General features: G+C 69.8%; 16 protein-coding genes. 3 read left to right on the top strand and 13 right to left on the bottom strand.

Annotated features, from left to right (window positions below; translation table 11 throughout):
* Window positions 1-11 precede the first annotated feature (11 nt).
* Window positions 12-782: a lysophospholipid acyltransferase family protein gene (locus tag EV685_RS15295; RefSeq protein WP_130482928.1), complete on the top strand. Its 771-nt coding sequence runs from the start codon at window positions 12-14 to the stop codon at window positions 780-782.
* An 8-nt stretch (window positions 783-790) separates the two neighbouring features.
* Window positions 791-1612: a glycosyltransferase family 2 protein gene (locus tag EV685_RS15290; protein ID WP_130482927.1), complete on the top strand. Its 822-nt coding sequence runs from the start codon at window positions 791-793 to the stop codon at window positions 1610-1612.
* On the opposite strand, the gene EV685_RS15285 is transcribed toward EV685_RS15290, so the two are convergent.
* From EV685_RS15285 to EV685_RS15230, 13 genes are read right to left on the bottom strand one after another with little or no spacing between them, the layout of a single operon-like run.
* A complete protein-coding gene (locus EV685_RS15285; RefSeq protein WP_242615620.1) occupies window positions 1557-2882 on the bottom strand; it encodes a cation:proton antiporter in 1326 nt (441 codons plus the stop codon). The two genes, EV685_RS15290 and EV685_RS15285, sit on opposite strands and share 56 nt — an antisense overlap.
* A gap of 41 nt (window positions 2883-2923) precedes the next feature.
* Entirely contained in the window at window positions 2924-3667 is a 744-nt protein-coding gene (fabG, locus tag EV685_RS15280; protein WP_130482926.1) for a 3-oxoacyl-ACP reductase FabG, read from the bottom strand.
* Between the two features lie 17 nt (window positions 3668-3684).
* Window positions 3685-4179, bottom strand: a complete 495-nt coding sequence (locus EV685_RS15275) for a hotdog family protein (protein WP_130482925.1) — start codon at window positions 4177-4179, stop codon at window positions 3685-3687.
* Window positions 4176-4994 carry a beta-ketoacyl synthase chain length factor gene (locus tag EV685_RS15270; protein WP_130482924.1) on the bottom strand — a complete coding sequence of 273 codons (819 nt, stop codon included), beginning with the start codon at window positions 4992-4994 and terminating at the stop codon, window positions 4176-4178. Before EV685_RS15270 ends, EV685_RS15275 begins: the two co-directional genes overlap by 4 nt.
* Complete coding sequence (locus EV685_RS15265; RefSeq protein ID WP_130482923.1) at window positions 4991-6193, bottom strand: beta-ketoacyl-[acyl-carrier-protein] synthase family protein; 1203 nt, start codon at window positions 6191-6193, stop codon at window positions 4991-4993. Before EV685_RS15265 ends, EV685_RS15270 begins: the two co-directional genes overlap by 4 nt.
* Window positions 6190-6969: an SAM-dependent methyltransferase gene (locus EV685_RS15260; protein WP_130482922.1), complete on the bottom strand. Its 780-nt coding sequence runs from the start codon at window positions 6967-6969 to the stop codon at window positions 6190-6192. Before EV685_RS15260 ends, EV685_RS15265 begins: the two co-directional genes overlap by 4 nt.
* A 6-nt stretch (window positions 6970-6975) precedes the next feature.
* Window positions 6976-7827, bottom strand: coding sequence for a polysaccharide deacetylase family protein (locus EV685_RS15255; protein ID WP_242615619.1), 852 nt, complete (start codon window positions 7825-7827; stop codon window positions 6976-6978).
* 16 nt (window positions 7828-7843) lie between these two features.
* Window positions 7844-8455, bottom strand: a complete 612-nt coding sequence (locus tag EV685_RS15250; RefSeq protein ID WP_242615618.1) for an outer membrane lipoprotein carrier protein LolA — start codon at window positions 8453-8455, stop codon at window positions 7844-7846.
* Window positions 8430-9395 (bottom strand): acyl-CoA synthetase, encoded by a 966-nt coding sequence (locus tag EV685_RS15245; protein WP_130482921.1) that lies wholly within the window; start codon window positions 9393-9395, stop codon window positions 8430-8432. Before EV685_RS15245 ends, EV685_RS15250 begins: the two co-directional genes overlap by 26 nt.
* Window positions 9385-9729 carry an ApeI family dehydratase gene (locus EV685_RS21050; protein WP_242615617.1) on the bottom strand — a complete coding sequence of 115 codons (345 nt, stop codon included), beginning with the start codon at window positions 9727-9729 and terminating at the stop codon, window positions 9385-9387. The genes EV685_RS15245 and EV685_RS21050 overlap by 11 nt, the downstream gene beginning before the upstream one ends.
* Window positions 9730-9785: 56 nt before the next feature.
* Entirely contained in the window at window positions 9786-11174 is a 1389-nt protein-coding gene (locus EV685_RS15240) for an AMP-binding protein (RefSeq protein WP_242615616.1), read from the bottom strand.
* Window positions 11174-12136, bottom strand: a complete 963-nt coding sequence (gene argF / locus EV685_RS15235) for an ornithine carbamoyltransferase (protein ID WP_130482920.1) — start codon at window positions 12134-12136, stop codon at window positions 11174-11176. Before argF ends, EV685_RS15240 begins: the two co-directional genes overlap by 1 nt.
* Entirely contained in the window at window positions 12133-13344 is a 1212-nt protein-coding gene (locus EV685_RS15230; protein WP_130482919.1) for an aspartate aminotransferase family protein, read from the bottom strand. The genes argF and EV685_RS15230 overlap by 4 nt, the downstream gene beginning before the upstream one ends.
* 298 nt (window positions 13345-13642) lie before the next feature.
* Here EV685_RS15230 and EV685_RS15225 point away from each other — a divergent pair, with 298 nt between their 5' ends.
* A complete protein-coding gene (locus EV685_RS15225; RefSeq protein ID WP_130482918.1) occupies window positions 13643-13972 on the top strand; it encodes a DUF3579 domain-containing protein in 330 nt (109 codons plus the stop codon).
* The last annotated feature ends 153 nt before the right edge of the window (window positions 13973-14125 follow it).

The following is a 14125-nucleotide window of genomic DNA, read 5'->3' as shown; positions in this document are numbered from 1 at the left end:
GCGCGCCGTCCTTGTCCCCCTCGCGCGGGCCGCTGCGCGCGGTGCTGGTCGCCTGGCTGTGGGTGCTGGTCGCCTGGCTGGGTGTCCTGTCGCTGAGCTGGTCCGTGCTGGCCATGCTGCTGCACCCGGTCTTGCCGGCCGCCTTCGGTCAGCGCCTGGGCCGGGCGGTGATCGCCTGGGGCTACCGCTTCTACTGGGTCTGCGGCCGGGCCAGCGGGCTGATGCGCATCGATGCCCGGGCGCTGGACGCGCTGGCCGACCAGCCGGGCGGCCTGATCGTCGCGGCCAACCACCCCTGCATGGCCGACGCGATGCTGATCGTCGCGCGCCTGCCGCGCAGCGTCTGCATCATGAAGGCGGGCCTGCAGCGCAACGTCTTCCTCGGCGCTGGTGCCCGGCTGGCGCGCTACATCGCCAACGACGTGCCGCACCTGCTGGTGCGCAGCGCCGTCGAGGAACTGCAAGCGGGCGCGCAGCTCGTGCTCTTCCCCGAAGGCACCCGCACCGAAGGCGATCGGCTGCAGCCGCTGCGCGGCGGCATCGCGCTGATCGCGCAACGCGCCCAGGTGCCCGTGCAGACGGTGATCATCGAGACCGACTCGCCCTTCCTCGCCAAGGGCTGGCCGATCTGGCGCCTGCCGCCCGTGCCGATGGTCTACCGGCTGCGGCTGGGCCAGCGTTTCGCAGCGCCGGCGGCCGATGATCCAGAGGCGCCCGGCGTGCTGATGGATGCCTTGCAGTCACACCTTGAACAAGAACTGGCCAAGCAGCCCCGTCGATGAGCCACCCCATGACGACGACCCAAAACGACGCCCGCGTCGACACGCCCCATCCCACCCACGCGCTGCTGATCCCCAGCTACAACACGGGCCCGAAGGTCTATGAGACGGTGCGTTCGGCCCGGGCCGAATGGGCGCCCGTCTGGGTCGTGGTCGACGGCAGCAGCGACGGCACCGCAGCAGGACTGCAGGCGATGGCCGCCGCCGACCCGCTGCTGCATGTGCTCGTGCTGCCTCACAACCAGGGCAAGGGCGCGGCCGTGCTGCACGGCCTGCAGGCCGCCCGCGCGGCCGGCCACACCCACGTGCTGGCGATGGACTCCGACGGCCAGCATCCGGCCGCGTTGATCCGCGCCTTCATGTCGGCCTCGCTCGAACATCCCGACGCGATGGTGCTGGGCGAGCCGGTGTTCGACGCCTCCGCGCCGCTGTTGCGGGTGCGCGGCCGGCGGGTCTCCAACGGCTGGACCAACCTGGAGACACTGGGCGCGGGCATCCACGATTCGCTCTACGGCTTTCGTGTCTACCCGATCGAGCCGCTGATGGCGGTGATGCGCCGCCAGCCCTGGATGCGCCGCTTCGACTTTGACACCGAGGCCGTCGTGCGCCTGGCCTGGCGCGGCGTCGCACCGATCAACCGCAAGGCGCCGGTGAAGTACCTGAGCGCGGCCGAAGGCGGCGTCTCGCACTTCCACTACCTGCGCGACAACGTCCTGCTGACGTGGATGCACACCCGCCTGATGATCGAGTTCGGCCTGCGCCTGCCGCTGCTGCTGGTCAAGCGCTGGTTGCGCCAGCCGCCGTTCCAGTACCTGGGACGGAACTCGGACTGAGCTCGCGGCCGGTCAGCACCGCATCGCCGCGCAGCGCCGGCAGCCAGCGCCGCAGCATCGGCGTCGTCACCAGGGTCGAGAAGACCGCCATCAGCACCAGCATCGTGAAGACCTCGCGGCCGATGACGCCCAGGTCGTAGCCGACGTTGATGATGATGAGTTCCATCAGCGCGCGCGTGTTCATCAGGATGCCGACCAGTCGCGCCGCCGGTGTAGACAGCCCCGCGAACCGAGCCGCCACCGAGCAGGCGCCGAACTTGCCCAGCGTGGCCAGGAAGATCAGCCCCGCGCACCAGCCCCAGGCACTGGCGCCCGACAGCGAGCCGATGTCGGTGCGCAGCCCCGTGTAGGTGAAGAAGATCGGCAGGAAAAAGACCTGCACAAAACCGCCGACGCGGGCCTGCCAGGCCTCGGCGAAGGCGTGCTGGCGGTGCAGCAGCACGCCGGCCATGAAGCCGCCGAAGATCGCGAAGATGCCGAGCTGGTAGGTGCACATGCCCATCGCGAAGACCAGCGCGATGGTCACGCCCATGGCGGTCGGGCCGATCTCGCCGCTGTCGGCCTTCAGGCGCCAGGCGATGAAGCGCTCCAGCGGCGGTCGCAGCAGGAACCAGCTGACGACGCCGAAGGCCAGCACGCCGGCGACCTCGCGGGCGAAAGCGCCGGCCGAAAAGGCCGCCGTCGACAGCGCGGTGACCAGCGCCAGCAGCAGCCAGCCGACCACATCGTTGATCGCCGCCGCGCTGATGGTGATGACGCCCAGCGGCGTGCGGGACAAGCCGAACTCCATCAGGATGCGCCCCAGGATGGGCAGCGCGGTGATCGAGAAAGCGGTGCCAACGAAGAGCGCGAAGGCGTAGCGCGGTGCGCTGGTCTGCAGGCTCTCGGGCATCACCCAGCCCAGGCCCCAACCCAGTCCGAAGGGAGCAACCAGCCCGGCCAGTGCAACCCACCAGACCGCGCGGCGATTGTGTCGTGCCGACAGGTGGCCGAAGTCGAAGGTCAGGCCGATCTGGAACATCAGCAGCAACAGGCCGATCTGCGACAGGATGGTCAGCGTCTGTGGCCCGGTCGAGCGGAACACCAGGGCAAACAGCTCCGGCGCCAGCGCACCGAACAGCGAGGGGCCGAGCAGCAGGCCGGTGACGATCTCGCCGACCGCCGTCGACTGGCCCAGACGCTGAGCCACCGCCCCGCCGAGGCGGCCCGCCAGCACGATCACCACGAGCTGCATCAGCACCGCGAACAGCAGCGCTTCGCCGGCATGCACGTTCGCGGCGGCCGTCGCTGCCGAGGCCGCAGAGGCCGCGTTCAAACCATGCCCCCGTTGACCGAGATGACCTGGCCGGTGATGTAGCCCGCCTCGTCGCCGCAGAGGAAGCCGACCAACGCGGCGACCTCGTCAGGCCGGCCGGCACGCTTGACCGGCACGAGGTTGGCGATCAGCTTGTCGTCGAAGACCGCGTCGGCCATGGCCGAGGCGATGATGCCCGGTGCAACGGCGTTGACCGTGACACCCCGGCTGGCCAGTTCCAGCGACAGGGCCTTGGTGGCGCTGTGCAGCGCGCCCTTGGCCGCCGCGTAGTTGACCTGGCCGCGGTTGCCGGTGATGCCGGCAACCGAGCCGATGTTGACGATGCGGCCCCAGCGGGTGCGCAGCATCGGCAGCGTCAGCGGCTGGGTCACGTTGAAGAAGCCGTTGACCGACACGTCCAGCACGCGGTCCCACTGCTCCGGCCGCAGGCCGGGGAAGACGGCGTCGTCATGGATGCCGGCGTTGTTGACCAGGATCTGGATCGGGCCAGCCTTGAGCAGCGCCTCAAGCGCCGCCGCGCTGGCCGACCGGTCGGTGACGTCAAAGGCGACGGGTTCGGCGCTCAGGCCTTCGGCGCACAAGGCATCGGCCAGCGCCTGGGCCGCTGACAGGCGGCTGTTGGCATGCACGATGACATGCACGCCGGCCTGCGCCAGCCGGCGCGCGATGGCCGAGCCAAGGTCGCCACTGGCGCCGGTCACCAGGGCCCGCCGGGCGGGGGTCTTCACGGATTCAGTCATGTCGGGTCCAGAGGGATTCAGGTCGATGCGGCGGGCGCGATCGGCGTGTTCAGCACCACCGCCGCGCGCCCGCAGGCCAGCATCAGCTCGCCGCAGCGGACGCTGAACTGGTAGAGGATCTGTTGCGCATCGCCGGCCTGGCGGACGGCCTCGATGCGCAAGGGGCCTTCGAGGTCGTCGAGCCGCCAGCGGCCGAAGTCGACGCCCCGGGCACTGGCGAGGAAGCCCGGCTTGGGTGGCTCAAGGTCTGAGCCACTTGCGGTCTGGGCCATGGACTCGCCCAGCAAGGCGCCATGCAGGGCCATGGCCTGCGCGGCGTATTCGATCGCGGCGCCGACCAGCAGGCCGCTGGCGCTGCGCAAGGGGTGGTCCAGCGCGCGGTGGCTGTCGGCCTCGCAGACGATGTGGGCCTCGTCCCAGCCGATCAGCCGGTCGAGCAGGCACATGGTGCCGGCATGCGGGATGCGCGCGGCGATGCCGGCGCGGTCGGTCTGGCGCGGCACGGCGCTCATGTCGGCTGCACCTCGATGCGCAGCGCCGGGCCGGCCGGCCAGGCGATGTCGACACCGGCGGGCTGGCCCCGCGCGATGGCCGCCAGCAAGGGCAAGGCGCGGGCGGCCGGCACCTGTGTGCGCAGGCCCTCCAGGCCGGCGTCGTCGCAGCGGGTGTCGGCCACGCCGTCGCCCGGCACCAGGTCCACGCTCAGCCGGGCCAGATCGCCCTGCCCTGCAACCGCCGCTTGGGGCGACAGGATCAGCGCGACGCCAACCACGTCGACCATCGGCCGACAGGCCTGCAGCGGCTCCGGGTAGGGGCTGTCGCTGGCCACCAGCAACACCGGCTGGCGGCGCGTGCGCACCAGGCCGATGGCCTCGATCAGGCCGGCGGCGAAGCTGTGGTCGTGGGCACACAGGCTGGTCGAGGCCTCGCGGCCGCTGACCGCGATGTGCCAATAGCCGGCTGGCGCGTTGTGGACCGAGTTGGTGAAGCGCGTCGGCGAAACCAGGCGCTGTGGCAGCGCCAGCGCCTCGCACAGCGCGTGGCAGTTGGCGCCGTCGCCGTTGGAAGAGGTGTAGACCGTCGTCAGCGTGGCCGGATCGATGCCCGCCTGGGCGACGACCTGCTCGGCCACCACCAGCGCGGCCTTGACCGCCGCACCGGCGCGTCGCCGTTCGGCCGGAGGCAGGCGCTGCGGCGCGGCCAGCGCGGTTGGTGCGTGGGCCCAGGACACGGCACCGGTCAGCACGGCCTGTGCAGCGGCCCAGTCGGGCAGCCCGGGGCCGACCAGCGCGACGGCGCGCACGAAGACGCTCAGCGCGGCGCTCATGGCTGGCCTCCGAACACCAGCGAGGCGTTGGACCCCCCGAAGCCGAAGGAATTGCTCAAGACCCGCCGCACCGGCGCGTGCCGGTTCTCGCCCAGGTAGGCGATGTGCAAATCAGGGTCGGGCGTCAGGCGGTGCAGGCCGCCGGGCATCAGGCCCTCGCGGATCGCCAGCAGGCTCAGGCTGGCCTCGACGCCACCGGCGGCGCCCAGCGTGTGGCCGGTCGCGCCCTTGGTGGAACTGCCGAGCACGCGGTCGCCAAAGACGGCGCCAACGGCACGGTCCTCGGAGGCGTCGTTGCCCGGCGTCGCGGTGCCGTGCAGGTTGATGTAGTCGATGGCCTCGGGCGCCACGCCGGCATCGGCCAGCGCCATGCGCATCGCGGCGATGGCGCCAACGCCTTCGGGATGGGGCGAACTCATGTGGTGACCGTCGCTGGTCTCGCCGCAGCCGAGCAGCCAGCCGGCCGGCGGCTCGCTGGCCTCGCGCTGCAACAGCCCGAAGGCGGCGGCTTCGCCCAGCGACAAGCCGCTGCGGTTGGCATCCCAGGGTCGGCAGATGTCGGGCGAGAACAGCTCCAGGGCGTTGAAGCCGTAGAGCGTCGTCAAGCACAGGCTGTCGACGCCACCGACCACCGCCGCGTCGATACAGCCGGCCTCGATCAGACGCTGCGCCGACGCGTAGACCTTGGCGCTGGACGAACAGGCCGTCGACACCACCCAGGTCGGGCCGGCCAGGCCCAGCGCCGCCGCGACGAAACGGCCCAGCGCGCCGGTGTTGTGGGTCTCGCCGTAGCGGAAATCGGCCGGCAATGCGCCGCTGTTCGGACCTGCCGGGCCGTCGTCGCGGCGCCGGTAGGCCAGTTCAGTCTCGTAGATGCCCGAGGTGCTGGTGCCCAGCAAGACAGCGACGCGGTGTGCGCCCCAGCGATCACGGGCCTGCGCGACGGCGTCGGCAAAGCCGTCCTGCTGCAGCCCGAGCCACGCCAGACGGTGGTTGCGACAGTTCCAGTCGCTCAGCGCGTCCGGCAGGCGCACGTCGTCCAGGCCGCGCACCACGCCGATCCAGCCGGGCAACGTGACGTCAGGGAAGTCGCAAGGCTGCAGGCCGCTGCGGCCGTCGTGCAGGGCTGCGGCGTGTTCGGCCAACCCCAGACCCAGCGCGGTGCTGAGCGTGTGGTGGGTGATGGGCAGGGGCGTCATGTCGAGGATCCTTCGGAAGGCTTGCGCGCGACCAGCAAGACATTCGCAAACGGCGTGCCCTGGCTCATCGGCCGGGCTTCGGCGACGAAGCCGAGCCGCGCCAGCGTCGCCAGCCAGTCGCGCAGCGGCCGGCCCCAGGTCGGCGGCACGCGGTGGCCGCGGGTCCAGGTCACCAGCCGGTCGACCCATTGACTGGCGACGAAGCCGGGCCGGCGGTCGGCATCGCCGATGCGCAGCAGCAGCACGCCGCCGGGCGTCAGCGCCGCATGCACCCGTGCCAGCACGGCGTCCTGCGCGGCGATGTCGACGTAGTGCAGGACATCGAGGATCACCACCGTGTCGCAGTCCGGGAAGGCGACCTCGCACATGTCGCCGCACAACACATGGGCCTGGTCGCCGCCCTCGCGGCCGGCCAGCGCGGCCTGGGCGCGGGCCACGTCGCGTGGCATCAGTTCGACGCCGGTGTAGTGCGACAAGCTCGGCGCGGTGGCCCAGTCCTGCGGCCATTGCCCGCTGGCAGCGGCCTGCTGGGCCGCCGGCACGAGGTGCGCCAGCAGCGCCTGGCCGCAACCGATGTCGAGGATGCGGGCTTGCGTGCGCAGCAGGCCGCTTTCCAGCAGGTGGCGGAAGACCGGGTCGCGGCCCAGCTTGCCGCGCGCGAAATGCCAGGCGAAGCGGCCGGCGCTGCGGTAGGGCACGGTGGCCTGTTCAAGCAGGCGACGCCAGGCGGCGTCGGGTCGGATCGGCGCGGGCGCGCGCTGGGTCTGGGTCGTCATGGGGCTTCAGCGGGTCGGCGGGTTCGGGTCGCGTTCAAGGCAGGCCTGCGACAGCGTCACCGCGCTCAGGCCCCGCTCGCGCAGCAGCGCCAACAGCGGTGGCAAGACCGCCAGCACGACGGGCGTCCCTTCGGCCGTGCGGGCGGCATGGCCGTCGTGCAGCAGCAGGATGTCGCCGCCGGCCAGACCACGGCTCAGGCGGGCCAAGACCCGGTGCGGGTCGCGCTCGCGGGTGTCAAAGCCGCGTCGGGTCCAGCTCGCCAGGGTCAGGCCCAGGCGGTGCAGCACCGGGTCGAGGAAGGGATTGCGCAAGCCGGCCGGGGCGCGGAAGTAGCGCGGCACCTGTCCGGTCAGGCGGGTCAGCACAGCCTGCGAGGCGGCCAGTTCGCGGGCGTAGCCACGCGGTCCCAGCAGCGAGAAGGTGTGCCGGTGGCGCAGGCTGTGGTTCTGCACGCTGTGGCCGCGCTGGATGATGTCGCGGACCAGCTCGGGGTGGCGCTCGGCCCGCTCGGCGATGCAGAAGAAGGTGGCCCGGGCACCGGCCGCATCCAGCAGGTCCAGCACGGCGGGGGTCAGCACCGGGTCGGGGCCGTCGTCGATCGTCAGCGCAACCTCGCCGCGCGCGGCCGCCGCTGCCGGCAGTCGCAGCAGGTTGGGGCCGAGCCAGTCGGCGCGTGGCCACAAGCCGCCAAGGACGATCACCGCATGGTTGGCCACCAGCAGCGCAAGCGCCCAGGGCCACAGCAACGGCCACACCAGCATCGTCAGCAAGACCAGCACATGCAGCACGACGCTGGCGCGCAGCAGCGGCGGCCAGGACCAGCGGGCGGCGGGGGTGATCGCGGCGGCGGTGTTCACGCGGGCACGACGCCGTTCAGCGCGAGACCATCGCCGGCTCGATCTTCATGACCGAGCGGTCGCCGTCGGCGAGGTCGAGCACGATCTCCTGCACCTCGGCCTGTCGACCGCTGACGCGGATCGTGGCGATGCTGCCGCGCAGCTTGGCGTCCAGCGGCTTGAGGTCCAGCGCCCAGCGCTCGGCCGCGCCGCTGACCTGGGTGCTGAAGTACTTCTGCAGCGCCGCCTGGTTGCCCGTCAGCGTGCCACGCACCGCCTCGACCATGATCTGCGCCTCGGGCACGGCATCGAGCGCCAGCGTGCGGCTGCGGCTGCCCTGGCTCATCGTCAGCGTGTTGCCGTTGACCTGCAGCGCCTCGCGGCGGGGCTTGAGGGTGACACGCTCGAAGCGGTCGGGCGCTGTGAAGCTGAGCCGCCCGGACGACAGCAGCGGCTGGTCCAGCGAGGACACGGTGCGCTTCTCGGTGAAGCTGGCCTCGCCCTCCTTGACGCTGGCCAGCGTGCGCATCAGGTCTTCGAGGCCGAAGGCGAAGGCGGGCGACAGAAGGCTGCTGGCCGCGAAGATGCTGGCGGCGAGCCAGGTCCGGACGGCGACGCGGTGCTCAGGTCTGCGGGGAGGTGTCGGCATCGTCGTCGGCCCAGAAGTCAAAGAAGTTGAACCAGTTGTGGGGTGTCTCATGGCAGATGCCTTCCAGGATCTCGACATAACGCTGCACCGCGCGCTGCAGGACGACCTCGGACGTGGCCCCGTCGGTCGGTCGCTGGCTGAAGTCGGCGATCTCCAGGAAGCGCAACTCGTAGCGGTGAGCGCCGTGGTACAGCCCGGCCATGAAGAGCAGCGGCCGTCGCAACATCATCGCCAGCCGGAACGGGCCATCGGAGAAGGACGCCGGCTGACCCAGGAAGTTCAGCCGATGCACGCCGCCGCGTTGCATCGCCGTGGTGCCGGGCGCGCGCAGCGTGCGGTCGGCCAGCAGGCCGGCCACCCCATTGCTGTCCAGCCACGCCCGCAACTCCAGCATCGCCGACATGCGGCCCAGGGCGATCACGTGCAGCGGTGTGTCGGGTGCAATGGCACGCAGCGTCGCGTTGATCTGGCGGGCGTTGTCCTCGAACATCAGCATGGCCACACGCAGGTCCTTCATGTCCTCGCCGAGCGAGCGCAGGACCTCGAAGCTGCCGATGTGAGCGCCCGCCAGCATCGCGCCACGGCCGGCCCGGACCTGATCCAGCAGCAGGTGGGGGTTGGTCACCGTGATCTCGAAGGCCTCGTAGCGGCGCTGCAGCAGGTAGACGCGGTCGAGGATGGTCGCGGCGAAGTGGTGCACATGGCGGTAGCGCTCGGCCCAGCGCGGCGGCCGGCCCAGCACCTGGGTCAGGTACTGGCGCGAGGCCCGGGAGGCCGCGCCGCCGGTCAGCAAGAAGTAGAGCGTGATCGGGTGCAGCACGCCGCGCGCCACGCGCCGGCCCAGCGCCATGGCGATCCAGCGCATCAGCGTCAGGGCCAGCAAGTTGCTGCGTTCGCGCTGGCGGGTCCATTCGGTCGACGGACCGGACTCAGCGGACATCGTTCGCTCCTGGGGCGGGTCGGGCGTCGAAGTGGCCACTCACGGCCGGGCGCTCAGCCGCGCCGGCGCTGTCCAGCAAGGTGACGTCAAACCTCACCCGCGTGGCCCCGCAGTCCCAGCCAATGCGCAGCCTTGCGCCCGGCCCGATCGGCGCAAGGAACTTCACGGCCCCCAGACGCGGCGCATCGCCGAGCAGGGTGGCCGCCTGCACATCCGCAAGCAGGCACTCGCTCACCTGCGCGAGCATCACCACGCCAGGCAGGATGGGATGGCCGGGGAAGTGGCCAGCAAAGCTCGGATGGTCAACAGGGACCGTGTGGTCGGCGGTGGGCATGGGGTGTCAGGTGCAGCGGCGGGCGTCTGAACGTCAGGCCAGACGTGCCGCGCGGTTCATCGCTTCAAGGAGGTCGCCAGTTCCGCCAGCCGGCCCGTGGGCAGCTTGCCGGTCGGGTCGCGCGGGAGGCTGTCGACGAACACGATCGGGCGCGGCAGGAAAGCCGCGTCGACACGTTCACGCAGCCGCGCCAGCAGGTGTTCACGGGTCAGGCCGGCTTCGGGCACGACAAAGGCGGTCAGGCGCTGGACCGCCTCGACACCGCCGGCCTCGTCATGTGGCGGCAGCCACACCGCGCCATCGCGCACGCCCTCGATGCTGTTGAGGTGGAAGTTCAGGTGCGACAGCGAACTGCGCTTGCCGGCGATGTTGATCAGGTCGTTGGAGCGGCCCAGCAATCGGAAACGCTGGGCATCGATCACCTCCAGCACGTCGGCCAGCGGCGTGGGTTGCTGGACATGGCCGCCTTGGACGACCGATTCGGCGCCATCCCCGCTCAACCAAAGGCCATCAAAGGTGGTCCATTCCGGGCCCGCCGTGCTGCGCCGGGTCGCCACCTGGCCAGCTTCGGTGCAGCCGTAGATCTCCATCAGCGGGCCTTGCAGCGCAGCCTCGGCGCGGGCGGCCATCTGCGGCGACAGCGGCGCGGTCGCACTGATGACCAGGTCGACCGGCGGCAGCGCGATGCTCGCGTCCAGAAGGTTCTTCAAATGGAAAGGCGTGGTCACCAGCACACGCGGACGCGGCAGGGCGGCCAGCACGTCGGCGATTTCCGCCGGGAAGAAAGGCCGCTCGGTGGCGAAAGAGGCGCCACCGCGCATCGCCAGCAGCACCGTCGACTCAAAACCGTACATGTGGTGCGGCGGCACGGTGCCCACCAGCACGACGCCGCGCAGGTCGGGCCGAGCCAGGTGTTCGGCGACGCGGCGGGCCTCGGCGGCGATGTTGAGCACCAGCCGGTCCCAGACCTTGGGATGCGGCATCGGCGCACCGGTCGAACCGGAGGTCAGAACCTGCGCGACGACGGTGTCGGCCTGCAGTTCGACCGCAGCCGGTGACGGCTCGTCGGCGTGCGAACCCAGCAGGTCGACAAAGTCCTGCGCCGGCATGCCGCCGATGCGGGCCTCGTCCAGCGCCAAGGTGTCGGCCAACGCACTTGCGCCCGGGAAAAGCCGCGTCAGCCGCGCCAGCATGTCCGGCGTGTGATTCGGCGGCAGCAGGCCAGGCTGGCCGTGCAGGAGGCTGGCGCCCAACGCCAGCGCGAATCGGTAGCGGTCGCCGGTCAAGGCCAGCGCCGGACCCTTGGGTTTCCAGCGGCGGGCCAGTTCGGCGACATCGGCCAGATACTGGCGCCGGCTGACCGGCTGTCCCGCCCGCCAGGCGAGTGGCGCCTCGAGCGTGTCACCCGCCAGCAGCGACCGGTCGGCGTCGACCGACCCCACCATCAGCCGATGCGGCCGAGGAGCAGGTACTCCATCAGCGCCTTCTGCACATGCATGCGGTTCTCGGCCTCGTCCCAGACCACGCTTTGTGGGCCATCGATGACGTCGGCGGTCACTTCCTCGCCCCGATGGGCGGGCAGGCAGTGCATGAACAGCGCGTCGGGCTTGGCGCGCGACATCATGTCGGCATCGACGCACCAGAGCGCAAAGGCCTTCTTGCGAGCCTCGTTCTCGGCCTCGTAGCCCATGCTGGTCCAGACGTCGGTCGTGACGAGGTCGGCACCGGCGCACGCCTCGCGCGGATCGTCGAAGACGCGATAGCACTTGCTGTCGCGCACGCCCGCCACCGCAGGGTCGACGCCATAGCCGCTGGGCGTGCTCACATGCACCGTGAAGCCCAACACCTCGGCGGCCTGCAGCCAGGTGTTGGCCATGTTGTTGCCATCGCCGACCCAGGCCACGACCCGGCCCTTGAGACCGCCCAGGTCGACCCCGGCGGCGCTGAGCGTGCCGCGGTGTTCCAGGAAGGTGTAGAGGTCGGCCAGGATCTGGCAGGGGTGGAACTCGTTGGTCAGGCCGTTGATGACCGGCACGCGCGAATGGGCGGCGAACGCCTCGATCTTGCTGTGCTCGAACGTGCGGATCATCACCAGATCGACCATGCGGCTGATGACACGCGCCGAGTCCTCGATCGGCTCGCTGCGACCGAGCTGGCTGTCGCCGGTCGTCAGATGCACGACCGAGCCGCCCATCTGGTACATGCCAGCCTCGAAGCTCACGCGGGTGCGCGTGCTGGCCTTCTCGAAGATCATGGCCAGCGTGCGATCAACCAGCGGCGTGTACTTCTCGTAGTTCTTGAAGCGGGTCTTGATCAGACGAGCGCGCTCGAAGAGGTAGACATACTCCTCGGCCCGCAGGTCCTTGAACTGGAGGTAGTGCTTCATGAGGCTCTGGCCCGGTTTCATGCGTCGGCGGCGGAGAGGAAGTGGCGGACCAGCGGCGCGAGCTTGGCGACGATCTCGTCGGCCTCGGCCACGGTGAGGATCAGCGGCGGCACCAACCGGATGACGCGGTCGGCTGTCACGCTGAGCAACAGGCCCGCTTCCATCGCGCGGCTGAGGATCTCGCCACAGGGCCGGTCCAGCTCGATGCCGATCATCAGGCCGGCGCCGCGGATCTCGACCACGCCAGCCAGGCCGGCGAGCACTTCAGCCAGTGACTTCTGCAGGTGAGCGCCGACACGCTCGGCGTTGTCCAGCAGGCCGTCCTCTTCCATGATCCGGATCGTTTCGACACCCGCCCGCATCGACAGCGGATTGCCGCCGAAGGTCGTGCCGTGGTTGCCCGGCTGAAAGATGTGCGCCGCACGCGGACCGCAGACCACCGCGCCGATCGGCACACCCGAGCCCAGTCCCTTGGCCAGCGGCATGACGTCGGGGACGATGCCGGCCCACTGGTGTGCGAACCACTTGCCGGTCCGGCCGATGCCGCACTGCACCTCGTCGAGCATCAGCAACCAGTCTTGGCGATCACACAGCGCGCGCAGGTCGCGCAGATAGTCCCAACGCGCCGGGTTGATGCCGCCTTCGCCCTGGATGGTCTCCAGGAACACGGCGACGACGTTGGGGTTGGTGCGGGCGACTTCCTCGACCGCAGCGAGGTCATTCAGCGGAATGCGCACGAAGCCCTCGACCAGCGGACCAAAACCCGCCTGCACCTTCGGATTGCCGGTCGCCGACAGCGTCGCGATCGAACGGCCATGAAAGGCCTTCTCGTAGACGATGACCTCCGGGCGCTCGATGCCCTTCTCATGCCCGAACTTGCGCGCCAGCTTCAGCGCTGCCTCGTTGGCTTCCAGACCAGTGCTGCAGAAGAAGGCGTTCGTCAGACCCGACAGTTCGGTCAACTTGGCGGCTAACGCCTCTTGCCCAGGCACGTGGTAGTAGTTGGAACAGTGGATCAGCTTGCTGACCTGGTCCTGGAGGGCTGCCACGAACTTCGGGTGAGCGTGCCCCAGGGTGTTGACAGCGATGCCACCGAGACCGTCGATGTATTCGCGACCGGCGGTGTCCCAGACGCGGCAGCCTCGGCCATGCGACATCGCGATCGGCAGGCGGCCATAGGTCTTCATCACATGCGGTTCGGACACGGGCACATCGGCAACGGCGGTCATCCCAGGATCTCCAGACGGAAGGCAGAAAAAAGAACGCACCGACTACAGCGGCGCGCTGCACGATTGTAGGCAAGGCCACGCACGCGCCGATGCTGTCGAACGGTGCGCCACCCGTCGCCCCCCATGCGCTCAAACGGCTGCCACGGCAAGCCCGGCGACAGGCGGATGCGGGAAGATGTCCGAAACCCGGTGTCGGCCTGTCATGGTCAGATTCCACGGCACGGCATCTGCTTGTGCGGTGCATCACAATACCGGGTTGGGCGCCATGGGGCACTTCCCTTGGGCGCGTAGAGGCCGCATGAGCACGACGAACAAATCCCGCGAGATCTTCATCCAAGGCCTCACCCGCGACGGCCGCACCTTCCGTCCAAGCGACTGGGCGGAGCGCCTGGCAGGCGCGATGTCGGCATTTCGTCCTGGCGGCATGGCCAACAGCCGTTTCGCTGCGATCGGCTACTCGCCCTATTGCGTCCCCATGGTGGTCGGTCAAGTGAAGTGCGTGGTGGTGAACGAAGCACTCCGAGACATCGAACCAATGGCTTGGGATTTCGTCATGAACTTCGCGCGCGACAACGATCTTCAGGTCAACGAAGCCTGTCTGCTTCCAGACACACCCAAGTCGTGCTGAACAGCGTGCAACGGCATATCGGCGAACAGGCCGCCGATATATCTACGCTTTTCATTTCCCCAAAAGAACAAACCCCCTGCAGTTTTCACTGAGGGGGTTTGGGGATAGTAGCCTGACGATGACCTACTTTCACACGCGAATGCGCACTATCAT

This window comes from Sphaerotilus mobilis, from assembly GCF_004216565.1.
GTDB classification, from domain to species: domain Bacteria; phylum Pseudomonadota; class Gammaproteobacteria; order Burkholderiales; family Burkholderiaceae_C; genus Sphaerotilus; species Sphaerotilus mobilis.
The sequence above is the reverse complement of the archived record's forward strand: the minus strand, read 5'-3'. Positions and strand labels throughout refer to the sequence as shown.

Bases quoted from the DNA above. Each gene is read 5' to 3' on its own strand.
- argF (WP_130482920.1), bottom strand. From the start codon at position 12,136: ATGAAACCGGGCCAGAGCCTCATGAAGCACTACCTCCAGTTCAAGGAC.
- EV685_RS15230 (WP_130482919.1), bottom strand. From the start codon at position 13,344: ATGACCGCCGTTGCCGATGTGCCCGTGTCCGAACCGCATGTGATGAAG.
- EV685_RS15240 (WP_242615616.1), bottom strand. From the start codon at position 11,174: ATGGTGGGGTCGGTCGACGCCGACCGGTCGCTGCTGGCGGGTGACACG.
- EV685_RS15245 (WP_130482921.1), bottom strand. From the start codon at position 9,395: ATGTCCGCTGAGTCCGGTCCGTCGACCGAATGGACCCGCCAGCGCGAA.
- EV685_RS15260 (WP_130482922.1), bottom strand. From the start codon at position 6,969: ATGACGACCCAGACCCAGCGCGCGCCCGCGCCGATCCGACCCGACGCC.
- EV685_RS15250 (WP_242615618.1), bottom strand. From the start codon at position 8,455: ATGCCGACACCTCCCCGCAGACCTGAGCACCGCGTCGCCGTCCGGACC.
- fabG (WP_130482926.1), bottom strand. From the start codon at position 3,667: ATGACTGAATCCGTGAAGACCCCCGCCCGGCGGGCCCTGGTGACCGGC.
- EV685_RS21050 (WP_242615617.1), bottom strand. From the start codon at position 9,729: ATGCCCACCGCCGACCACACGGTCCCTGTTGACCATCCGAGCTTTGCT.
- EV685_RS15225 (WP_130482918.1), top strand. From the start codon at position 13,643: ATGAGCACGACGAACAAATCCCGCGAGATCTTCATCCAAGGCCTCACC.
- EV685_RS15270 (WP_130482924.1), bottom strand. From the start codon at position 4,994: ATGAGCGCCGCGCTGAGCGTCTTCGTGCGCGCCGTCGCGCTGGTCGGC.
- EV685_RS15275 (WP_130482925.1), bottom strand. From the start codon at position 4,179: ATGAGCGCCGTGCCGCGCCAGACCGACCGCGCCGGCATCGCCGCGCGC.
- EV685_RS15265 (WP_130482923.1), bottom strand. From the start codon at position 6,193: ATGACGCCCCTGCCCATCACCCACCACACGCTCAGCACCGCGCTGGGT.
- EV685_RS15290 (WP_130482927.1), top strand. From the start codon at position 791: ATGACGACGACCCAAAACGACGCCCGCGTCGACACGCCCCATCCCACC.